This window comes from Desulfitobacterium sp. LBE, assembly GCF_007830365.1.
Taxonomy (GTDB): domain Bacteria; phylum Bacillota; class Desulfitobacteriia; order Desulfitobacteriales; family Desulfitobacteriaceae; genus Desulfitobacterium; species Desulfitobacterium hafniense.
The window spans coordinates 2,441,715-2,465,321 of record NZ_VLKD01000001.1 but is presented as its reverse complement, the minus strand read 5'-3'; the positions used below and the strand labels follow the sequence as shown (position 1 = coordinate 2,465,321).

Annotated in this window: 15 protein-coding genes, 1 pseudogene and 1 other annotated feature; of the genes and pseudogenes, 13 read left to right on the top strand and 3 right to left on the bottom strand. The window is 48.1% G+C overall.

Going from position 1 to position 23,607, the window contains the following annotated elements:
• The first annotated feature begins 38 nt into the window (after positions 1-38).
• From DESLBE_RS11670 to DESLBE_RS11645, 7 genes and pseudogenes are all read left to right on the top strand, one after another.
• Positions 39-722, top strand: coding sequence for a response regulator transcription factor (locus DESLBE_RS11670; RefSeq protein WP_005807742.1), 684 nt, complete (start codon positions 39-41; stop codon positions 720-722).
• Entirely contained in the window at positions 719-2,230 is a 1,512-nt protein-coding gene (locus tag DESLBE_RS11665; protein ID WP_018306235.1) for a HAMP domain-containing sensor histidine kinase, read from the top strand. Before DESLBE_RS11670 ends, DESLBE_RS11665 begins: the two co-directional genes overlap by 4 nt.
• A gap of 333 nt (positions 2,231-2,563) precedes the next feature.
• A pseudogene (locus DESLBE_RS27440) lies at positions 2,564-3,422 on the top strand (collagen-like protein); the annotation flags it as partial.
• A 278-nt stretch (positions 3,423-3,700) separates the two neighbouring features.
• Entirely contained in the window at positions 3,701-4,114 is a 414-nt protein-coding gene (locus DESLBE_RS27435) for a hypothetical protein (protein WP_242869917.1), read from the top strand.
• Positions 4,115-4,397: 283 nt separating this feature from the next.
• Positions 4,398-5,543, top strand: coding sequence for a collagen-like protein (locus DESLBE_RS11655; RefSeq protein ID WP_144676919.1), 1,146 nt, complete (start codon positions 4,398-4,400; stop codon positions 5,541-5,543).
• A gap of 110 nt (positions 5,544-5,653) precedes the next feature.
• Positions 5,654-6,058, top strand: coding sequence for a hemerythrin domain-containing protein (locus DESLBE_RS11650; RefSeq protein ID WP_144676917.1), 405 nt, complete (start codon positions 5,654-5,656; stop codon positions 6,056-6,058).
• A 130-nt stretch (positions 6,059-6,188) separates the two neighbouring features.
• Entirely contained in the window at positions 6,189-6,437 is a 249-nt protein-coding gene (locus tag DESLBE_RS11645) for a hypothetical protein (protein ID WP_243131294.1), read from the top strand.
• A 63-nt stretch (positions 6,438-6,500) separates the two neighbouring features.
• Here the strand turns inward: DESLBE_RS11645 and polC are convergent, their stop codons facing one another.
• Entirely contained in the window at positions 6,501-10,844 is a 4,344-nt protein-coding gene (polC, locus tag DESLBE_RS11640) for a DNA polymerase III subunit alpha (protein ID WP_005813449.1), read from the bottom strand.
• 211 nt (positions 10,845-11,055) lie between these two features.
• Positions 11,056-11,326 (top strand) — a binding site (T-box leader).
• 49 nt (positions 11,327-11,375) lie between these two features.
• On the opposite strand from polC, the gene DESLBE_RS11635 reads away from it, so the two are divergent.
• Entirely contained in the window at positions 11,376-13,049 is a 1,674-nt protein-coding gene (locus tag DESLBE_RS11635; protein WP_144676913.1) for a 2-isopropylmalate synthase, read from the top strand.
• Between the two features lie 79 nt (positions 13,050-13,128).
• Positions 13,129-14,097, top strand: a complete 969-nt coding sequence (locus DESLBE_RS11630; protein ID WP_035214236.1) for an MBL fold metallo-hydrolase — start codon at positions 13,129-13,131, stop codon at positions 14,095-14,097.
• A gap of 63 nt (positions 14,098-14,160) precedes the next feature.
• On the opposite strand, the gene DESLBE_RS11625 is transcribed toward DESLBE_RS11630, so the two are convergent.
• On the bottom strand, positions 14,161-16,098 hold the full coding sequence (locus DESLBE_RS11625) for a sigma 54-interacting transcriptional regulator (protein WP_144676911.1): 1,938 nt from the start codon (positions 16,096-16,098) through the stop codon (positions 14,161-14,163).
• Between the two features lie 461 nt (positions 16,099-16,559).
• Between DESLBE_RS11625 and DESLBE_RS11615 the strand changes: the two genes are divergently transcribed.
• On the top strand, positions 16,560-17,327 hold the full coding sequence (locus DESLBE_RS11615; RefSeq protein WP_015943148.1) for an enoyl-CoA hydratase-related protein: 768 nt from the start codon (positions 16,560-16,562) through the stop codon (positions 17,325-17,327).
• 31 nt (positions 17,328-17,358) lie between these two features.
• On the top strand, positions 17,359-18,936 hold the full coding sequence (locus DESLBE_RS11610; protein ID WP_144676907.1) for an MFS transporter: 1,578 nt from the start codon (positions 17,359-17,361) through the stop codon (positions 18,934-18,936).
• A 342-nt stretch (positions 18,937-19,278) separates the two neighbouring features.
• Here the strand turns inward: DESLBE_RS11610 and DESLBE_RS11605 are convergent, their stop codons facing one another.
• Complete coding sequence (locus tag DESLBE_RS11605) at positions 19,279-21,054, bottom strand: reverse transcriptase/maturase family protein (RefSeq protein ID WP_144676905.1); 1,776 nt, start codon at positions 21,052-21,054, stop codon at positions 19,279-19,281.
• 509 nt (positions 21,055-21,563) lie between these two features.
• Here DESLBE_RS11605 and DESLBE_RS11600 point away from each other — a divergent pair.
• Both DESLBE_RS11600 and DESLBE_RS11595 read left to right on the top strand, forming a co-directional pair.
• Positions 21,564-22,778 (top strand): CoA transferase, encoded by a 1,215-nt coding sequence (locus DESLBE_RS11600; protein WP_005813458.1) that lies wholly within the window; start codon positions 21,564-21,566, stop codon positions 22,776-22,778.
• Positions 22,779-22,828: 50 nt separating this feature from the next.
• Entirely contained in the window at positions 22,829-23,599 is a 771-nt protein-coding gene (locus tag DESLBE_RS11595; RefSeq protein WP_011461748.1) for an electron transfer flavoprotein, read from the top strand.
• The last annotated feature ends 8 nt before the right edge of the window (positions 23,600-23,607 follow it).

Genomic DNA, 23,607 nt, shown 5'->3' with positions numbered 1-23,607 from the left:
AGAAGAGAACGATTTCGCCTTTAAAGGGGAGATACTCCATGCAAAAATTGAAAGGAATCAAAATCCTGATTATTGATGATGAACCGAACATTCTGGAGTTCCTGGAAATGGGGCTGCTGAACGAGGGCTTTGAGGTGCAGACGGCGGCTGATGGGATGACAGGAGTTACCTTGGCTAAACAGCTCCATCCCCACCTTGTGATTCTGGATATTATGATGCCGGGAATGGATGGCTTTGAAGTCTGCCGGATGCTGAAGAAGAGTGAGAATGTGTCCATTATTATGCTGACCGCTAAGGATGAAGTGGAGGACCGGGTCAAGGGTTTAACCATCGGCGCTGACGATTATATGGCTAAGCCTTTTAGCTTTGAGGAACTCCTTGCCCGCATTCACGCCCGTATCCGCAATCAATTCCCCACCCTTTTAGGAGAAGTGGTGATGGGCCCCTTTCGTTTGGATGATCGCCGCAAGGAAATCCAGTTTCAGGATAAGGTTCTGGAGCTTTCCCCTACAGAGTATGAGTTGCTCAAATTTTTAATTCTTAATCAGGGGCTGGTTTTGAGCAAGACGATGATTTTAGATAAAGTGTGGGGATATGATTTTGCTGGTGATGATAATATCGTGGAGGTCTACATTCGCTCCTTGAGAGAAAAACTGGGGGATAAGGAGCACCGGCTGATTCGTACACTGCGGGGCTCCGGGTATCGGATGGACCTGATATGAAGAAGGGAGCCTCTATACACAAGATCGTAACCCCCAACTCCTTGAGGTTTCAGCTGCTCTCCCGTTCTTTATTTTTTTTGGCTATTATCTTATTGCTGATCGGGATCTTTCAGTATGTTTTCTTGAAGGACTTCATTCTCGGCAGCACTGCGGCAAGCATTCGATCCCAAATTGCGTCGGTTCCCCGGGACAGTTGGACGCAGATGCTGCTCTATGCGGAGATTAATGCCAAATTCAATCTGGATAAAGATATAGTGGAGCTGGTACCCGGTAAAACCCAGGAAGGGCCTCCCAATCGTATTCCCATCAACCTAATGGATTCTACGATTGCTTTTGTGGATTTGAATGGGAACGTGACCAGCCTGGCCAATACCATGAATCGGTCAGGGGCCCCGCCGCTCCTCAGTGCCGACCAGTATCAGCAAGCCTTAGATCCATCGGAGTCGCCGAGGTTTTGGGTAGTGAACTCAGAGTCGGGGACGGAATTGCTGGTGGTTCTGCACCCCTTGGAACTGCGCGGCTATCTGGTTGGTTTTATTCAGGTTAGCCTTAGCACCCAATTTGTTCAGGATGTTTTGTTCCGGCAGTTGTCTATATTTATGCTCCTTTCTGTGCTTGCCCTTGTGGGCGGACTGGTGGCTTACCAAGCGGTCATCAAAAAGACTCTGGTTCCTTTGTCCAATATCGTTCATACCATGGAGAATATGGATGCGGGGAACCTTAACGAACGCCTTCCTGTGGAACAAGGTCAAAAAGAAATCGATACTTTGGCCGTATCCCTCAATGGGATGCTGGAGCGGCTGGAGTCCTCTTTTACAGCGGAAAAGGAGGCTAAAGAACAGATGCGGCGCTTTGTAGCCGATGCCTCTCATGAACTGCGGACCCCCCTTACTTCTATCCATGGCTTCTTAGAGGTTCTGCTGCGGGGAGCCATGAATCAACCGGATAAGCTGCAGAAATCCTTAACCAGTATGTATGCGGAATCGGAGCGAATGAAGAAGCTTATTCAGGATCTATTGCTCCTGGCTAAGCTGGACCGTTCTCCCTATCTTGAAAAATCGGAAAAGGATATTGGGGTACTGATACTGGAGATGGAGCCCCAACTGCGTATGCTGGCTGAAGAACGGGAGATTCAATTGGATTTGGCCCCTGAGGAATTGGTCCCTATCGATGTGGATAAAATGAAACAGGTCATTCTCAACCTTTTCCATAATGCGGTCCAGCATACGGACCCGGATAAGGGGTTGATTCAAATCAGCTTGAAATCTGAGGCTTCCGGGGTGGAATTGACGGTCCAGGATAACGGACCGGGAATTCCCGAGGAGCATTTACCTCATCTTTTTGAAAGGTTCTACCGCAGCGATTCTTCCCGGACCCGGAAATATGGGGGAGCTGGACTGGGCTTAGCTATTACTCACTCCCTGGTAGAGCTTCATGGGGGAACACTTCGCGTCGAAAGTAAAGTGGGTGAAGGAAGCCGGTTTATTGTCGGGCTGCCTAAAGGATAAAATTACTTCAGGTAGAGTTTGGGTTTTATCTGAAGTTTAGCTGGCTTGTCCTTACAGAAGGTGAAAAGGAATAGCCTGTTAAATTACGCGAAAAGTGTCGTGACTATGTCACGGCATTTTTTTGCGTATCACAGAACTTAAGGGGCATAACTGCGTTCTTATGGTCAGGATAAAAGTAATCAAAGTACTAAGTAATTTTTTGGCGATAGGAGTCACATATGGAGGACAAGAGTAATATTATAAAATGAGATAGAAAATGAGTGATTAATATAAATTTTTCAACTTGAAGAGCTTAATGAGTAAAATTGCTGAATAAAAGAAGGAGATGTTAAGATGGCAGAGTTAACCACTGGTTTGATAGATAATTTTCCGGTTGATGGAGCGCGGCCCTCGGTATCGGTAGCCCTTAGAATTACCAATGATGGTGATTCTACGGAGACGGTTACCATAACCGGCTACTATCTCAATGGGACTATCAAAGAAGTATATGTTTTAGAACTAGTTACTGTTAATCCAAATGAGGTAATAATCCGGGAGTATTATGCTAATTTGGATGCTTTTGAATTTGTATTCTCGACAAGTTCTGAAACGGTAGTTATATCGGTATGGGGTAAGGACGCTGAAGGGAATTTAGTAGATGCCCATCGGGTGCTCCCTGCTGAATTAGATTCACTGGAACCGATTATAGTGCCGACGGGGCCCACAGGAGAGACCGGAGCCACGGGAGCAACCGGGGCAACAGGGCCCACAGGAGCAACTGGAACAACGGGAGCTACAGGAGAGGCCGGAGCAACGGGAGCCACAGGGGAGACCGGGGCCACAGGGGCCACAGGAGAGACCGGAGCAACGGGAGTCACAGGAGAGACGGAGCAACGGGAGTCACAGGAGAGACCGGAGCAACGGGAGTCACAGGAGAGACCGGAGCAACGGGAGTCACAGGAGAGACCGGAGCAACGGGAGCTACAGGAGAGACTGGTGCAACGGGAGCTACAGGAGAGACTGGTGCAACAGGGCCCGCAGGAGAGACCGGGGCCACAGGGGCCACAGGAGAGACTGGTGCAACGGGAGCTACAGGAGAGACTGGTGCAACAGGGCCCGCAGGAGAGACGGGGCCACAGGGGCCACAGGAGAGATTGGAGCGACAGGGGCTACAGGAGAGACTGGAGCGACAGGGGCTACAGGAGAGACTGGTGCAACGGGGCCACAGGAGAAATCGGAGCGACAGGGGCTACAGGAGAGACTGGAGCGACAGGGGCTACAGGAGAGCCTGGAGCGACAGGGGCTACAGGAGAGACTGGAGCGACAGGGGCTACAGGAGAGACTGGAGCGACAGGGGCCACAGGAGAAACCGGAGCGACAGGGGCCACAGGAGAAACCGGAGCGACAGGGGCTACAGGAGAGACCGGAGCAACGGGAGCCACAGGAGAGACCGGGGAGACTGGTCCGACTGGTCCTACCGGAGAAGTCGTTTTGGCTTTTGGATCTTTAAGAGGAAGTAGTGCAGAGGCACCTGGGGCAACATTCACACCCGTACCGTTTAGTATAGTTGGACCTTTATCAGATACTATCACAGTTAGTCTATCGGGCAATGAATTAGTGGTAGGGGAAAGCGGAATTTATCAAATAACAATATCTATTAACGCTCAAGCCACTACTGATCCAGATCCTGATGACCCATATCTGGAGGCTATTATCACTGTCAATGGTTCGCCAATTTTTGGCGATACAACCACTTTCTTTAAAATATTTAATAGAAGTAGTTCAACGTTTGTAGTTCAAGCATCTTTAACAGCAGGAGATGAAGTAGGAGTGAGTGCTAGTACGGATTTCCCTATTTTAGGTTATATAAATCGCTCCTTAACTGTTGTTCAATTAAGTAATTAAATGAGTCCGGGTTCAACGCAAGCATAAGCGCTCTGCTCCTAAACGAAGAGGCCTGAGTTCCCGCTCCCTTTCACTGAGATGCGTTTTGCCTGATTTTCTTAGTACGAGAACATTCCCTTGCGGATATGTTCTCGTTTTATTTTCATGAGGCATTTTTGCGATAAGAGTCACCTATGGAGGACAAGAGTAATAGTATAGAGTGAAATGAAAATGGAGGGATTGATATAATTTTTCAACTTCAAGAACTCAATGAGTGAAATGCAAAAAAGAAGGAGATGTCAAGATGGCAGAGTTAACCACCGGTTTGATAGATAATTTTCCAGTTAATGGGGCACGCCCCTCAGTATCGGTAGCCATTAGAATTACCAACGATGGTGATTCTACGGAGACGGTTAGAATAACCGGCTACTATCCCAATGGGTCTTTCAAAGAAGTATATGTTTTAGAAATAGTTAATGTTAATCCAAATGAGGTGATAACTCGAGAGTATTTCGCTGATTTGGATGCTTTTGAATTTGTATTCTCGACAAGTTCTGAAACGGTAGCTATATCGGTATGGGGTAAAGACGCTGAAGGGAACTTAGTGGATGCCCATCGGGTGCTCCCTGCTGAATTAGATTCACTGGAACCAATAATAGGACCCACAGGGGAGACCGGAGCCACGGGAGCTACAGGAGCAACCGGGGCAACAGGACCCACAGGAGAGACCGGGGCAACGGGGCCCACAGGAGAGACCGGCGCAACAGGGGCCACAGGGGAAACCGGTGCAACAGGAGCTACAGGGGAGACCGGGGCAACGGGGGCAACAGGGGCAACAGGAGAGGCCGGGGCAACGGGGGCAACAGGAGAGACCGGAGCCATGGGAGCTACAGGAGAGGCTGGAGCAACAGGACCCACAGGAGAGACCGGGGCAACGGGGCCCACAGGGGAGACCGGTACCACGGGGGCCACAGGGGAGACAGGCCCGACTGGACCTACAGGTTCCACAGGACTAACTGGTGGGGCTGGATCATTATCTGGGCTCCAGGTTCAGCTGCAGGGAAGCAGTGGAGGCACGGTCGCCAATAATGCCAATGTCTTGTTTGACACTACAATCAACGCTCCTACCGCAAATATCATTTATAATGCTGGAATTGGAGCCTTCATTATCAATCAGCCGGGAAATTATTATATTTCCTGGTGGGTTAATACGGATGGGGCAGAAGCAGAGCCTACGGTGTCTTTTGGCATCCGGGTAATTAGCGGCGGCTCGCAGACCATTTTGTCATCGTCTCCTTCTCCGATGGTCACGTTACAGCTAAATGGAAGTGCTTTGCTCACTGTGACAACCGTTCCGCTGGTCTTTAACCTATTCAATAACAGTGGTGCGACAGTCTCTTACGGCGCATCGGCTATCCAAGCAAACTTGACCATTATTGAAGTTGCCTGACTATAATGTGATTACCTGGTTAAAATGCTCACAAAAGTGCCGTGACCCATGTCACGGCACTGCTTTTATTGATGAGGTACCATAACCTTACCAGCTAAGGGGGAATAGAAATGAATAACGATTTACTCAAGAACCAGCATAATACAATTCGTCAGCTTATTCAGGAGATCGAGGAAGAGGTTCGTTCAGGGAACCTTGATCAAAAAGCTTTTGACCTTTCTTTGAAAATCAGCAAGCTGTCCGGTATTCTTGTTCTGCATTTAAAATCGGAAGATGAATACCTTTATCCCGCTCTAAAAAATTCAAAGGATGGAGTACTGAGCAAAACAGCAGAGCAGCTCTATCGGGAAATGGGCTCCCTATCCACTGAATTTCTGAGCTATAAGAGTACCTATATGTCTGCCGCTAAGATTAAAGCCGATATTCCACAATTCATCGGAGAGTCAAATAAGATCTTTTCCGCATTGAAAAATCGCCTGAACACCGAAGATAAAAGACTTTATCAGCATATCTAAGAGATAGGTCAAGTTTTGGTGCCCAATAGGGTGTTGTTGCCATTCCTTTTTTTGTGATATACTTTTGTAAAATGTGCTTATTATCATGAAGTCAGGATTAGGTATAGACCGGAAGTGGGATGTTGATATGATGAATAACAGTAGAGCCAGAACCGCGAACCATGAGCAAGTTTTTGTCAGCGTCAATCAGAAAAAGCTGGATGTTTTCAGCGCTCTGATTGCCTTCTTCTTGGTGTGGAAGGCCTATTGGTGGGTGTTTCATTTGATTTCCCCACAAGACACCATAATCGATATCCTTGCTCTTTTTGGTGTGATCATTCTTGTTATTCCCTGCTCTGTAATTCTTCAATTAAAGATACGAAGCTTTATGAAAAAATAAGAGTCTGAATATTAATCTAAAATTGCCTGGATCTTCGCTCAGCAAAGATTCCAGGCAATTTTTTTAACTGATTAGATCAAAGAAACTGATCTGATCGCTTTCCGGTATGCCTTTTAAGCAATCAAATTTACTCAGTAATTCCATGGTGGAATTCCCGATTTTGCCCCGTTTCTTGACATCCTCAAGGGAGTTGAAAGGTTTTTCCTGGGCGGCGTTGTAAAGTCCTTCGGCAGCGATGGTTCCCATGCCGGAGATGCTGTTAAGAGGGGGTCTTAAAGCATTGCCCTCCACCTGGAATTTTGTAGCATGGGATGCGTAGATATCTATGGGCAGGAAGGAGAAGCCCCTCTCATACATCTCCAAAACGATTTCCAAATCATCGTACATATCCTTATCCTTAGGTGCCGCTTGATTGCCCAGGGCCTCAATCTCTTTCATTTTTGCCTTGACCTTTTCTTTGCCGAAGATCATAAATTCGGCGTCAAAAGCTTTGGCACGAATGGTGAAATAGGCTGCGTAATAGGCCAAGGGAATATGCACCTTAAACCAAGCGATACGGAAGGCCATCATCACATAGGCTGCGGCATGGGCTTTAGGGAACATGTACTTGATCTTGCGGCAGGAGTCAATGTACCATTCGGGAACATCGTGCTCTCTCATTAAGGTTTCGTACTCCGGCCATTTAGGCTCTTTAAGGGCTTTACCTTTACGCACTATTTCCATAATTTTAAAGGCTGTGTTGGGAGGGAGGCCCTTGCGAATGAGATAGGTCATAATCTCGTCACGGGTACAGACCGCCTCGCTCAGGGTCACCGTTCCCGCATCGATCAAGTCCTTGGCATTCCCCAGCCACACATCGGTTCCGTGGGAGAGACCGGAGATGCAGATTAAGTCTTCGAAGGCCTTAGGCAGAGTATCCAGGAGCATGCCCCGGACGAAGCGGGTACCGAATTCAGGAATGCCGAAGGTCCCCACCTTGGAGTTGATCTGTTCGGGGGTTACACCCAAGGCTTCTGTGGAGGAGAAGAGAGACATGGTCTTCTTATCGTCCATGGGAATGGTTTTCGGATCGACTCCGGTAATATCCTGAAGCATGCGGATCACCGTGGGATCATCGTGGCCCAGAATATCCAGCTTTAAAAGATTCTGGTCAATGGAGTGGTAGTCAAAATGGGTGGTGATGATATCTGAATTGGGGTCGTCGGCAGGATGCTGTACAGGGCAGAACTCAAAGATTTCCCGGCCTTTGGGCACCACGATGATGCCCCCCGGATGCTGTCCCGAGGTTCGTTTAATGCCTGTGCAGCCTTTGGAGATGCGGATGATTTCCGCTTTATTGGCAGTCCGGTTCTTTTCCTCAAAATACTTCCTTACATAGCCAAAGGCCGTCTTATCAGCGATGGTGCCGATGGTTCCCGCTTTGAAGGTGGTGCCTTTACCGAAGATAACCTCGGTGTATTTGTGGGCTTTAGCCTGGTACTCTCCTGAGAAGTTTAAGTCGATATCCGGCTCTTTATCCCCGTTGAAGCCCAGGAAGGTTTCAAAGGGAATATCGATGCCGTCCTTATCCAGCTGGGTTCCGCAGACGGGGCATTCTCTATCCGGCAAATCAAAGCCGATCTTAGGACCATGATCGGAGAAATCCGAGTATTTGCAGCTGGGGCAGCGGTAGTGAGGGGGCAGGGCATTGACCTCGGTGATGCCTGTCATATAGGCGGCGACAGATGACCCCACAGAACCCCGGGACCCAACCAGATAGCCGTCTTCGTTGGATTTCCAGACCAGTTTTTGGGCGATGATATACATCACGGAGAAGCCGTTTTTGATGATGGAATCCAGCTCCCTGTCCAGCCTTTGCTGAACGATGTCCGGCAAAGGGTTCCCATAGAGCTCGTGAGCCTTGCCAAAGGCAATCTCCTTAATGGTCTCCTCACAGCCCTCAATATGGGGAGTAGCTTTTTCCGAGGAAATAGGGCTGATGGGCTCACAGAGATCGGCGATCAGATTGGTGTTGGTGACCACCACTTCATAGGCTTTGTCTTCTCCCAAATAGGAAAATTCCTCCAGCATCTCTTCTGTGGTTTTCAGATAGAGGGGAGGCTGCTGATCCGCATCCTTGAAGCCCTGGCCTGCTTCCAGGATCCGCCGGTAGATTTCATCTTCGGGATCCAGAAAATGCACATCCCCTGTGGCTACGACAGGTTTGTTGAGTTTCTCGCCCAAGGCGACAATCTTGCGATTGATCTCCATGAGATAGTCTTTACCCGGCACCTGCTCGGTTCTAATCAGGTAATCATTATTCCCCAGAGGCTGGATCTCCAGATAATCGTATTCTTCGGCGATGGACTCGATTTCCTCCTCCGAGCGGCCCAGCAGGATGGCTTGATAAAGCTCCCCTTCACTGCAGGCACTGCCGAGAATTAAGCCTTCTGAGTACTTTTTATAGAGACTCTTCAAGATACGGGGTTTTTTATAAAAATAGTCAAGATGAGAATAGGAGACCAGCTTATATAAGTTTTTGAGCCCGGTATAATCCTTAGCTAAAATAATAGCATGATAGGTCTTAAGCTTTTTATATTCATCTTTCCTGGCCGCCTCATCCGCCGCCTTCAGGTCAATGTCCTCAAGGGTCTCTACCCCCCGCTCTTTAAGCATGTCTACCATGATATTGAACACCTTAACGGTGGTGCCCACATCATCGAGGGCCCGGTGAGCGACCTCGACTTTAATGCCTAGATTCTTGGCAATTCTCCCTAGTTTATAGGTTTTGTAATCCGGGAAAAGTTCCTTGGCTAAGGACAGGGTATCCAAATAGGTATAGTCAAAATCATAGCCTAAGACTTTCGCGTTGTGCTTCAGGAAGCCCATATCAAAATCAGCATTATGAGCAACCAAAACGCTTCCTTCGATAAAATTCAGGATTTTAGGAAAAACCTGGTCGATGGTCTCAGCGTCCCTGACCATGTCATCGGTGATGTTGGTTACCTCCACGACCCGGGCGGGGATGGGTTTCTCCGGATTGACAAAACAGCCGAATTGATCGATGATCTTGCCCCCTTGGATCTTCATGATCCCGATTTCCGTGATCTTTTCGGTGGCGGCTGAGAAGCCGGTGGTTTCCAGGTCCAGTACACAATAGGTAGTATCAATACTCTGGCCTTTAGGATGGGTTACGGAGGGTTTCTTATCCGGTGCCAAATAAGCTTCCACGCCATAGATGACCTTCATATTGGGATTATCTCTGCCCAGGAGTTTATGAGCTTCCGGGAAAGACTGAACCACACCATGATCGGTAATGGCAATGGCTTTCATCCCCCAGTTCATGGCCCGTTTGATGAGATCCGTGGCACCGCTCATGGCATCCATCTGGCTCATTTGGGTATGCAGGTGCAGCTCCACCCGTTTGGCCTTGGCCAGATCCTGTCGTATATATTTTTTTACACCTTCTGTTTCCACGATGGTGTGGGCGATGACCTCTATTTCCCCGGAGAACTTGCTGAAGCCGGCATTTCCGGAAAGCTTAACTCCTTTAGCCTTCTGCAGTCTGGATACGACCTCACTGTCTTCACCGGGTTTGAGGAAGGACTTACAGGTGATGGAGCTTGAGCCGTCATAGAGATCAAAGGACACTAAAGTTTTGCCGCTTTTTAATTCTTTGGCTTCGATATTGGACAGTTCCCCTTGAAGAGCAATCTTGCCTTCATCGGGGGTAATGTCGGTAACTTTGATGACCTTATCTTTAATGGCGGCATTACGGCCCAAAATAAGCTGGGGATCGCTTTTTTTGCCATCATCAGCTTTGCTCTCCGCCGGCACAGGTGCAGCCTCTTTAGGGCGTTCGGCAGGGGTTGGACTAGGGGGGACCGCCAGCCTCTCTTTTTGAATCAGCTGAAGTTCTTTTTCCTGGGTAGCCTCTTGCAGCCGGACTAAATCTTCAGGGTTGACTTTATCGGCGAAATGAACGGTATAATGGGCACCATAGAGGTTTTTAATCGCCTCTTGAATGATCTTGTCATAGCCCTTGCCTTTGAGTAAGTAAGAAACAGCAATCTTAAAGGTAAGCTGTATGGATTGATCCGTGATGTCGAAGTCGCAATTATTGAGGGCAGATTTCAAAAGAGGATGTTTGCGGGCCAGCAAGCTGATGATTTTCTTGAGCTCCTCTTCGATGGGCTTTTTGGGAGTACCCTCAGAGTACTCGACGATAATCTCAGAATCCTCTAAAGTCAATTGTTCTCTTATAAATTGATTCAGAGATTCAAGGTCGCTGACCTCTATATAGTTATCCGAGCTGATCTTCATTTCCAGGGTCTTGCTCTTCTCTTTCAGCACCACGGCTTTGACGATAGCTGTGTTTAAGCTGACCCCAGCTTCAAAATTCCTGAAAATCTCCTGAACTCTTTTCATACTGTCTCTAAACTCTCCATCTACTTGTTCTGAATTGTTGTTCTCTAAAATAAACAGAGAAGCCTATCTGTTGTGGATGTTTAACTACAAATAGGCTTGGCTCATATTATGTTTATTTTACCATGAGAGTGAATAGGAAAGAAGACGGAAAGAAGAAGTAATTTTTCTTGACAAAAGTTGAGAAGCTGTTATAGAATACATTAAATAGTTTTTAAATACGCCGAAGAGGACTAGTACGTTTTATCTAAGCGCTTAGAGAGCTGTTGGCTGGTGTAAAACAGCGGCAAAGATGGAACCGAACTCGCCTCGGAGTAGCTCGCTGAAATGATCAAGAGTAGGTGGAGCCGGATCCTAACCGTTACAGTAGGAGGATATAAGGTCGGCAATCTCTTTGCAGATAGTGGACCCGTATCTGTGAGAGCATGCTTTGGGCATGAATGAGAGTGGTACCGCGTAAGATGTTAAAATCTTTCGTCTCTATAGGTTATAGAGATGGAAGGTTTTTTTTATTGTGAGGGAGGATGATGAACAATGAAGAATGTGGACAATTATCGCCGAGGGTATTTCATGCCCCCTGTCAAAAGCTTAAAATGGGCGGAAAAGGAATATATTACGGTGCCGCCCACCTGGTGCAGCGTTGATCTGCGGGACGGCAACCAGGCCTTGGTGGTGCCGATGAGCCTGGAAGAAAAACTGGAATATTATCACATGCTCTTGAAGATTGGCTTTAAGGAGATTGAGGTGGGTTTCCCGGCCGCCTCGGAAACAGAGTATGCTTTCCTGCGCACCCTTATTGAGCAGAATTTGATTCCTGAAGATGTGACCATTCAGGTCTTGACCCAATCCCGTGACCATATTATCGAAAAGACCTTCAAAGCTTTGGTGGGAGTCAAAAAGGCAGTCGTCCATCTCTATAATTCCACCTCTGTAGCCCAGCGGGAGCAGGTCTTTAAAATGAGCCGGGAGGAGATTGTGGAGATCGCCGTCAGTGGTGCCCGGCTGCTGAAAAAATATGCCGCAGAGACGGAAGGGAATTTCCAATTTGAATATTCGCCGGAGAGCTTTACCGGTACGGAGATGGAGTTTGCCCTGGAAATCTGCAATCAGGTCCTGGATGTGTTTGAACCTACCCCGGAAAACAAAGTGATTATTAACCTGCCGGCCACCGTTTCCCTGTCCATGCCCCACGTCTATGCCAGTCAGATTGAATATATGAGCGAGCATCTCAAATATCGGGACAATGTGATCTTATCCCTCCATCCCCATAATGACCGGGGTACTGCCGTAGCTGATGCGGAGCTGGGCTTGCTGGCCGGTGGTCAACGCATCGAGGGGACCTTGTTTGGCAATGGGGAACGCACCGGCAATGTGGATATCGTCACCTTAGCCCTTAACCTGTTTTCCCATGGTGTGGACCCCGGCCTCAACTTCGCAAGCATGTTGGAAATCACGGCCAAGTATGAAGCGTTGACCCGGATGAAAGTCCATGACCGCCAGCCTTATGGGGGCAAGCTGGTCTTTGCAGCCTTCTCCGGTTCCCATCAGGATGCCATCACCAAGGGCATAAAATGGCGGGAAGAGCATGAGTGCCACTATTGGAATGTGCCCTACCTGCTTATCGATCCCCAGGACATCGGCCGGGAGTATGAGGGAGATGTGATCCGCATTAATAGCCAGTCGGGTAAGGGGGGCATCGCCTATATGCTGGAACAGCATTATGCTCTTGATTTGCCGGCTAAGATGCGGGAAGACTTCGGCTATAAGGTGAAAAATGTCTCCGATAACCTGCACAAGGAACTCATGCCTGAAGAAATCAAGGATATTTTCTTCAAGGAATATGTCAATATTGAGAGCCCTATTAAATTCCTCAACTTCCGCTTCCTCAACCATGATGATTTTCAGACTACGGTTACTCTTGAGTTCAAGGGTGAGATTCAGGAGTTATCCGGGGAAGGGGACGGTCGTTTGGATGCCATCAGCAATGCTCTCCAGGCTCGCTTGGGGCTATCCTACTCTAACCTGATCTATAAAGAGCATGCTTTGGAATTAGGCTCCAAGTCACAAGCCGTTTCCTATGTGGGAGTCACCGGTCCGGATGGGGTGATTCATTGGGGATGCGGAATTCACACCGATATCTTTACTTCTTCGGTTAAAGCGTTGATCAGTGCTATTAACACCATGATCAAGGATTCAGCTGCGGTTTAATGATCGGTGTTGCATTTCCTAGGAATCGCTGCCTTTTTATGCTAGAATGATCAGAACGACGCTATGCTGAGGTGAAATGATGATTCGTGAAATCTATCCCCATATCTATCTGAATGAGATACCCTTGCCCCATAACCCCTTAAAGACATTGAACAGCTATATCGTTCTGTCCGGGGACCGCCCCCTTATTTTGGATACAGGGTTTGACCTGGAAGTTTGTAAGGCTGCTTTTATGGAGGGGGTGGAGGAACTTCAAATCGATCTGCAAAAGACAGATTTGGTACTGAGTCATATGCATGTGGACCACACCGGGCTGGCTGACTTTTTAGCTGAGAGAGGATGCCAGGTTTATATTGGGGAGAAGGACGGCATTCTGCTCAATAATTATAGAACTTCGCCGGGCCTTATTATGGGTGAATTGAATAAGGTCTTGAATTTAGGCCAGGAAATGAATTCGACGGAGAAAGCGGTCTTTGATATTACTCCTAAAAAGCCTTTGGCCTATACTCCGCTGAATGAGGGAGACTGCTTAGAGACCGGACTCTATCAATGGGAAGTTATCAATATTCCCGGACATAGTCCGGGGCACATCGGCCTCTATGAAAGAAGGCATAAACTGTTTTTGGGCGGCGATCATATCCTCAATGAGATCACTCCCAATATCACCTTTTTTCATTACAAAATTGATAGTCTCGGGAACTTTATCAGGAGCCTGGAAAAGATCCGCGGGTATGATATTGAGCAGGTATTTCCTGCCCATCGCAGCCTTATCGCCAACCACCGGCAGCGGATCGATGAGCTGATCGCCCATCATCAAGAGCGCTTGGTGGAGATTGCGGAGATCCTGCGGGATGGCAAAAAGACGGTGGGTCAGACGGCGTCAAAAATGCAATGGGAGCTGAGATATAACAGCTGGGATGACTTTCCTCTAGCTCAAAAGTGGTTTGCTTCCGGGGAGGCGATGGCTCATCTGGAGCATTTGGTGCACAAAGGAGACGTTCGGCGGGTGAACCACGATGGGGAAGCCTATTACGAATTAGTAAACTAAAAGATAAAAGCCAAGGTAACATTTCACCCTATAGCGTAAGCGGGGAAATGGGCCTTGGCTTTTTTACTTTTTCACTGCTGAAGTTTTTAGTTGAATATTGTATTTTTCAATTTTGCGGTACAAGGTGTTGCGGGACATCTTTAAGGCTTTTGCCGTTTGAAAGATATTACCGTTATAGCTTTCCAGCAGGTTGATGATGTGTTCCCGTTCTGATTCCCCGATTCGGGAAGTAGATGGTATGGATTGAGAGGTCGCATTTTGAGAAGGCAAAATATATTCAGGTAAAAAGTCGGGAGTAATTTCTAGGCCTTCGGACAAGATCAACGCTTTTTCAATGACGTTTTTTAACTCTCTGACATTTCCCGGCCAACTGTAGCCGCAAAGGATTTGCAGAGCAGCCGGATGAATTTGTTTGGATGGAACATTATACTGCCTGGATAATTCGGATATAAAATATTCCGCCAATAAAGGAATATCGCACTTTCGTTCATGGAGGGGCGGCAGGTTGATCTCAATGACGTTGAGCCGATAATAGAGATCCTGACGGAATTGCCCCAGTCTGACCAGCTCTGCCATATCTTTATTGGTTGCGGCGATAATGCGCACATCCACTTTTTTGGGCTTATTGGAGTTTATCCGCGTGATGGTCCGTTCCTGGAGGAATCTCAGGAGAGTTACCTGCATGTCCAGGGGCATTTCTCCTATTTCGTCCAGAAGCAGGGTTCCTTCATGAGCATGCTCGAATTTTCCGATGGAACCATGGGCACGGGCACCGGTAAAAGCCCCTTCTTCATAGCCAAAAAGTTCACTATGAAGCAAATCCTTGGGCAGTGCCCCGCAATTGATAGCTACAAAATTGCCTTTCCGTCCACTGCGTTGATGGATGGCTTTAGCCACCACTTCTTTGCCTGTCCCGGTTTCCCCCAACAGCAACACATTGGATGGGAATTTGGCGGTTTTTTGAACGATGCTGTCTACCTTGGACCAAGCGGTGCTTTCACCGATATAGTCAATCCCATGAGGTTTGGAGAGCTTATGGGGAGTAGAAACGGGGCCTTGCTTTTTAAAAATAAGCAGGGTATGGACTTCACCGCTAAGAAGCCGAATCTGCCGTTTTCTGAGCAGCCGGCAGCGGAAGGTTTCTCTTTTATGGGGTGTGAAATTTGTTTTAAACTCAATTTCTTCACTGGGTTGTTCGTAATTGTTGGCGAGGAGACGATTCAAATCATGTTTGTCAGCAAGATAGTTCCCTAAAGACTTGCCGGTTGTGTCGGAACCGGCCAAAGAGCTTGCGAAAACATGGTTGGCTGTATAGATTGTCCCATCATGCTCCAGAACAAGAACCGGGCTGGAACAATCATCGATCATTGTTTTGATCCGAGGTCTGAGTTCAAGAGATTTAGCGGGTTTAGGCCCTGCCATCAGACAATATTCGATGAGTTTAGCTGCAGTGATAGTCATGGCAAGGGCTTTATCGTGAAGGCTGCCAAAGGGATTGACCCCATTGAGGACGGCAACCAATGCATTGTCGATCATAATCGGAGAACTCACACCGGAATGGTTCTGACTGATAATGCGGTAATGCTCATAGCCGTCGGTTCTCATGGGGATTTTTTCCTTTAGGGCGATAGTGACAGCGCCGTTACCACAAGTCGCTTCATCGGTATAGGCTCCTAAAGTCCGGGGGTAGTTTTTTAACGGGGTAATCAACTCAAAAACAAACCCATCAGAATCGCAGATGCTGATGTTGCAATCCAGCAAAGTATAAAGATAGTTCATAACCGGAGCCGCTAAAGACAGTAATTCTGCATATTGGGTTCTTTTTTTCTGCAACAAGGAGGGGTCGCATTTAGGAAATTCCGTTGACCAGGGATCAAGGCCAAGCTTCCGGCATCGTTCCCATGAGCGGGCCACAGAAGGATGAACTTTGTCTTCCTGGCTCACTCCGCGGACTATAAAGTTCTTCCAAGCCTCAAGAATTTCTTCCTGGGTATAATGCATAGTCACAGCCTCCTCAGAAGAAATCATGGTGAAAGTATCCTTTAAACCTTTATGTTCTTTCTCTCACTTCGAGAAGCAGTCATGAGCAAAAGGGCTGAAAAGCGGTAATTCGAGGTGTTAGTAATAACTTTCCCAATCTTATAGCCATCTTACACCACATTAATAATATTTTCAACTCCGAACCTTTTCCTAAAAAAAACCGGCTGCGTAAAGCGGAACAATTTGTTCAAACAAAGTGTTCCGTCTTGTGAACAATAGAACATCTGGTTTTAGGGGTTTCTTCTCTGCTTTAAAGGAAAATGAGGTATTAATGAATTGGCATGAGTTTTGCATTGATCATAAGTTGTCTAAAAATACAGTTTATGAACAGCAAGAGGGAGGGATCAAACGCGAGCAAATTTTAGTACATCATTTCACGATTTTGCCGGAATTAAACACGCGGCTCAACAGGAGGTAGCAAAATGTCCGAGACTTTATTATGGGAAAAACAAAATGACGGTATCGCTTATGTAATTATTAATAAACCGGAACGCAGAAATGCTATGGATGCCGATTTGATGGTGAAGATGGTACAAGTTTTGGAGCAACTGGATCAGGATACGGATGTCAGGGTTATCATCCTCAAAGGTCAAGGGGATCACTTCAGCTCGGGGGGCGATTTGAAAGCGGGGGTCGGCGGTGAGCCCACTGTTGAGAATTCCAGAGCAGCCTTACAAAAGTTTATTTTTGCCGCAAGAAAGATCCAAGAGATGGAAAAGCCTGTCATTGCTATGGTCAAAGGCTATGCTGTGGGCGGAGGCATGAGCTTAGCCATGGTTTGCGATATTGTGTTTGCGTCGGAGGATGCCAAATTCAGCTCCAATTTCCTCAAAGTAGGAATTACACCGGAAATGGGTGCTATGCTGCTAATGCCCATGATGATGGGTGCTCAAAGAGCAAAGGAATTGTGGTTTACAGGAAGAGTTATTGATGCAGCGGAAGCAAAAGAGTTGGGATTTGTTAACAGAGTCTATACTGCGGAAGAAATTGAGAACGCTACCCGGAACTTTGCCGCAGACTTAGCCCAAATGCCTGCTCTTCCGGTCAGAATCACCAAACGGATTACCAATTCAACTCTGTTTAATTTATTGAACTCGGTGATGGAAGCGGAGCTTCAATCCACTCCTTTTTGCACCCAGACGGAAGAGCATAAATCTTTAATTGAAGCGTTTAAAAACCGGAAAAAATAAGAGCAAGTAATACATGCTGGGAGGAAGCAATATGACCAATGAACAGCTGAGCCGGAAATCTCCGTGGTTTTCATACCTGGGGTTATTATTGGGAACTTTCACCATGATTGAGGCAATGGCCTTTCAAATTCCCGCTTTGCCGGTGCTGACGAAGGAATTTGGAGTCCCGGTAGCCACAGCAGCCTTGATCAGCCTGTGCTATTACCTGACGGCTACCGTGTGCGGTCCCGTCTTTGGCAATATTGCCGATCAGATAGGCCGCAAACGCATTGCCATGATCGGTATGATTATTTTTGCCATCAGTGAATTTATGGCTGCTTTTGCCACCAACTATCCCTTTTTCTTATTGGCCAGATTGTGCCAGGGAATTGGCGTGGCGGCCGTTCTCCCGGCCGGCCTTTCCTATGCCAGCTATTTATTTCCGCCCAACAAGCGGGGAATAGCGGTGGGTGTGTATACTGCCGTCGGGACCTTTGCTTCGGCGATGGGTGGTTTTTTAGGCGGGATCTTGATTGCGAAATTCGGCTGGCAATCTCTTTATATTATCAGCGGCGTCTTAGCAGTCCTAGGCATCGCACTGGTACAGATAACGGTTCCCGAGACTCCCACTGCAGAGAGAAAGCCCTTTGATTATATCGGCTCGATCCTGCTTTTGCTTACCATAGGAACTTGGTTATCTCTTTCCGTACTGGTTGCCAATTTTGGCTGGGTATCACCCTATACTCTGGGTATGTTGGGATTAGCCCTTGTTTTTGCCATAAGTTTCTGGAATGTGGAGAAAAGAACCAGTCACCCCTTTATGGACTTATCCATCCTTAAAAACCGCTACTTTGCTGCACCGATCCTGCTCTATTTCTTTATTGCTCTCTGCTCCCAAGGCTCCGTATTTACAAACTCCTACTTTGTTACAGCCAAACCGGGGTTGGGCACTGCCTATGTAGGTATTATGACAGGAGTGATTTATCTGGCCGGAGCGGTAACGTCCCTGCTCAGCGGCAAATTGATTGATTCTTTTAAGATTAAAACGGTTTTGCTGATAGGAATGGGAACCTTCATCGTTGGTACTCTGCTTTATTCCCAGTACACAGTGGACACGCCCTTTTGGTATATTGTGCTGACGTTGGTATTTATGTCCGGTTCCTTGTTGTTTATGGCCCCTGCCTGCATGAAAATGTCCATGTCCGCTGTTCCCCCGGAAAAGCTCGGCAGCGGCTCAGGAACGTATATCATGATTCGCGATTTAGGAAGTCCCAGCGGACAAACCACCATGCTGGCTGCCTTTGGAGCGATTTCAGCCTCCTCTCTGGCTGCGGAGATAACTGCTGAGGCTCAGAACTCGGGAGTAAGCCAGGATATGATACCGGCCGTGGTGGAAGCGGGGAAAACAGCCGGTAAAGTTATTGACCCGGCCTTAACGGATCATTTGGCCAAGATTGGGGTTAGCTTTCAGGATCTCTATGCTAAGGCCAATTTCGATGGCATGGTCATTGCGATCAACCAGATGAGCACGATCATTATTGCTATAGCGGTAGCAGCTTTTATAGCAGCAGTATTTGTCTTGCCCAATACCAATGGCGGCCCCGGTGGCCTTGCCCCCAAAAACAAATAAGACAAGACAGACTTGTTCAAGAGCTTAAAGGGAGAAGCTGTGTGCCTTAAGCCACAGCTTCTTGCTTGTTGTGAAAGTGTTGGCATGGAACACTTTGACTGAACACTTTGTTTCGTTTTTATGGGGATGGAAAGAGTCTCCTGATGGATTTCCCCAGCAATATCAGGTCAAAGAGATTATTTTTCTTCCATCTTCGAGTTGGCATCATTCTTGCTTTGTATAGATATGGAAGCTACCAGTGCATGACAGATTATGAAATAGGCGGATTAGCAAAGTAACCCGCCCCTTCCCGAACCGTACGAGCGACTTTCACCGCATACGGCTCTCCATATTCCAAATGAGTCATCGTCGTTTTAACTGATTGAGCTGAAACCTGTCGGTTTCGACGCTGGTAAAGCAAGACTGGCATAAGGGTATCTGACGTCGGTTGATGGCCAGCATGAGAGTGACCATCGGTGAATAGGGCTTGGGGAGCTTCTTCTTCGTTTTCCTGTGATACATGCTGACATGAGACTGCGGATTGCCGCAGATGTAGCAAACACGGGCCAACGGGTCTTTCAAGCTGTAGAGGGGCAGGAACAGAAACGCTTTACTATCCAGCTTGATTTTGGTGAAGAAGTCTTTGTGCCTTGCAAACGATGTGTAGAGTGCCAGACGAATTGAGCAGGCTTTACCTTTGGCGTTTTGGTAATGGATGTTAAGAGCCTTGCCGTAGCGGGCAAACACTTTCTTGAGGCTGATGTCAAATTTGCGCGCCAGAGTTTTAGCTATAGAAAATTGGACGATATATTGGATGCGCCACCCGCGATAGAAGTTGAAGCAGCCGCGTTGCTGAGTGAGGAGACCACGAAGTATCTGGTTGCCGTAGTGGATGATGTCTTGGGGAGGTTCTCTAAGGAGGCGGGTGATACCCATGGGATAACCCTTAGAAGTACACATTCCGTTTTCCCGCAGCTTGTTCAGAATACCCTCCGTATTCATGTAAACCCGGAGGGTTGAGTCAAAAGGGTGGTTTTGGAATTTGCTGTGTTTGACAGAGCCCTTGCGGAGGATGTAGCCGAGAAAAGACACGTGCTTATCGGCGGCATGAGTGATTTTAGTTTTCTCGTCGCTTAGCCTTAAGGAGAGTTCGTTTTGCAGGAACTCCTTGAGGTTCAGTTTCAAGTCGAGGGCATACTTCTTGGAAGCAATCACCCCAATCAGGAAGTCATCGGCATAGCGCACATAGTTCACTCTGCGGAAGTTGGGGTCGTATCGGTCCGTCGTCGGGAGGTGTTCCATGGTCCGCTTAAGGTGTTGAACCGTTTGCGGGTCGCTGCCGCTCTTGAGAGCCTTTTTGTAAAGGTAACGAGCCTTGGCATAGTCAGGGTTCTGCCTGCGGTAGCCTCCCATGGTGTCTTGCTCCATCACGTTTTCCATAAATCTATCCAGCTTATCGAGATAGATATTGCAGAGTAGGGGACTGCAGCAGGACCCCTGAGCATTTCCGGTTTTGGTTTTCTGGTAGAGGTGCTGCATGTCGAAGTAGCCGGCCTTGAGTACCTTATTGACCAGTCGGATGAACCGCTCATCCCTGATCCGTTCCCGAAGTATCGTTTCCAGTGTGCGGTGGTCGATGTCATCAAAGCAGGCGGAAATGTCCCCTTCAATGAACCAGATGGTCCCCCTCCACGTCTGGACCTCGGCGATAGCGCTTTGAGTCGAGCGTTTGGGCCGGAAGCCGTGAGAAAGGTTCGAGAAAGTTGGCTCGTAGATGCACTCCAGGATAATACGGATGGCCTCCTGAACGAGTTTATCCTTTCCGTTGGGGAAGCTGAGTTTACGTAGTTTACCACTCTTTTTGGGTATCATCGTTGTTCTGTTAGGCTGAGGCTGGTAGGACTCATCGCGCATGGAGGTGATAAGTTGGGTTATCCATTCCTCGCAGAAGCCATGCAGGGAGGTGCCGTCAGCGCCGGAGGTTTCCGCGCCGTCGTTGGACTTGACGGAATTGTAGGCGATGATGTACAGGTCTCTGCTGTAGAACAACCGGTAAAGGTCCTCGTTGACATAGCCAGGGTTGGTAGTGTTGCGACGGCGATAACCTTCCAATCGTTGCACAAGTTTTGATTGCTCCATTCAAAGCAACTCCTTTCAGAATTGGAACTTGGAATACTGCCCCCCTTCACCATGTGCCTTCCATTACAGAAGGCCGTTGGGCTACTCTTAGGGCTCTCTGCCGTATGCCGAGGACGGCACTTAGGCAGGTCACGTTTGACGCTTCATATAGTGTCTCCATACGTAGGTATCCGGTTGGTCGTTGCCCTGCTTACCGCAGGTGCGTCAAGGGGCCTGCTTATACCCAATCCTCTCAATATTGGGAATACCCATTGATACCAGAGTTTAGTCCGGCAGCGTTTCACAGCCGCAGACCCGGAAGCAGCCCACAGGCTTTACCCTATATGGCCTGACTCGCCAGGCTACTTGACAGCAGGTGCTGCCTAATCCTGACTTTACCGACATGCTATTGTCCCCCAGAGGCTTTCGCATGAGGTGAGTCGGTTGCCTTACATCGCATCGCAGGAGCGATGATTTCTAAGAAATTTATATGAAGCGCACAACGTGCGCACGAAAGGAGAAAGAGCAGCATGAAAAAGTCTGAGATTCCAAAGTTCGGGAACCTGCAGGGGTTGAAGGTCATTACATCCGGGTCGGCAATTGCAGGCCCTTTTGCCGGGGCACTTTTTGCAGAACAGGGTGCTGAAGTTATTTACCTGGAGAATACGGCTGTTCCCGATATGTTTCGTATGTTTGGAGACGTTTGGTCGAGTGAGCATAGAAACGAGAGAACCATGGCCTTGGATATTCAGTCTCCCGAAGGCCGGGAAATATTAGTCAAACTTGTCCAATGGTGCGATATCCTGATCGAATCCTCCAAAGGAGGTACTTGGGCCAAGTGGGGGCTGACGGACGAATTTCTCTGGGGGATCAATCCCAAACTGGTCATCACCCATGTTTCAGGTTTTGGACTGACAGGTGATCCGGATTACATCAAACGGGGATCCTTTGACCCTATCGGGCAGGCCTTCAGCGGTTACATGGCCATTAATGGAGAACCGGAACCGGCCCCGCCTTATGCACCAAAGCCCTTTACCGGGGATTATGTGACGGCCTTAAATACCACTTGGGCCACCTTGGCGGCCCTCTACCGGACCCAGCAAACCGGGGTAGGAGAAAGTGTTGATGTTGCCCAGTATGAGTGCCTGGTCCGTATTCAAGGGAATTTTCTCCTGGAAGGAGTCAATTCCGGCAAACAACCGCCCCGCATGGGCAATAAAGATCTGAAATCTGCTCTGGAAAACGTCCAGAAATGCCAAGATGGCAATTACGTCATGCTGGCCTTAGGGGGAGGCGCAGTCTTAAGGAGAGTTGAAAAACTTTGGGGCCTCGACGGTGACCCGGATTTTCAAGAGCCTCATACAGTGATCTTCAAAGAGGATGGACCCCGTGCTGAAAAATTCGTGAAAGCTGCTGTTGAGTTTTGCCGGACCCATACTGCCGAAGAAGTGGATCGCATCATGAACGAAAATCAAATCCCCTGCAGTATTGTCATGACTTATGACAAAATGCTGGATAACCCTCAGTACAAAGCCAGGGAGACCATAACGGAATGGTATGACGAGATCGGCGGCCGCAGGATCAAAGGGGTGGCCCCCATTCCCAGGTTCAGGAACAACCCAAGCCAAATCTTCCGCAGCGGGCATACCTACGGTATGGACAATGAGGATGTGCTGAGTGAGTTTGGCTATAGCGAAAATGAGATCAAAGCTTTCTATGACAAAGGTGTTATTAAGAAAAAATAGGCCTTTATGTGCTAAAACGCTTTAACACAAAGAGAATGAGGTGGGAAGTCATGAACATTATTACCTGTTACAAAATTGTTCCGGAAGAACAGGATATTGTAGTGGAAAAGGACCGCAGCCTGTCTTTCAACCGGGCGGAATGGAAAATCGGGCAATATGATCTGAATGCCGTGGAAGCCGGGGTGGCAATTGCCGAAGCTACAGGCGGCAAAGTTATGGCCTTAAGCGTTGGCGGCAAGGAGTTGGACAACTCTAAGCTCAAGAAGGGGATTCTTTCCAGAGGCCCTGAGGAGCTTTATTTGGTCATTGACGAGAGTTTAGGGAATGCAGACAGCTATACGACCGCCCAAACCCTAGCAGCTGCCATCCGCAAAATAGGTAAAGTTGACTTGATTATCTGCGGTGAAGGGTCTTCGGATTTATACGCCCAACAGGTGGGAGCCCAGCTGGGTCAAATGCTCAAGGCAGCGACCATCAATGGGATCAGCAAGATGACCGTGGATGGAGAGCGATTGATCGCCGAGCGCACCCTGGAGACCGAGATTGAAGTGCTGGAGATTCCTTTGCCTGCGGTGATCTCGGTAACCACGGATATTAATCTGCCCCGGATTCCCAGCATGAAAAATATCCTGGCCGCCGGGAAGAAGCCGACCACAGCTTGGGATCTCACGGCTATCGGCATGACTGAAATGGATATTCCTACTGAAGTGGTAAGCACCCTGGCACCGGAACAAGCGGAGCGCAAGAAAGTCCTTTGGGAAGGCGAATCGGAAGAAGTTATACAACACTTGTTTGCGCATATTCACAAAGAACTTCTTTAAGGATGGTG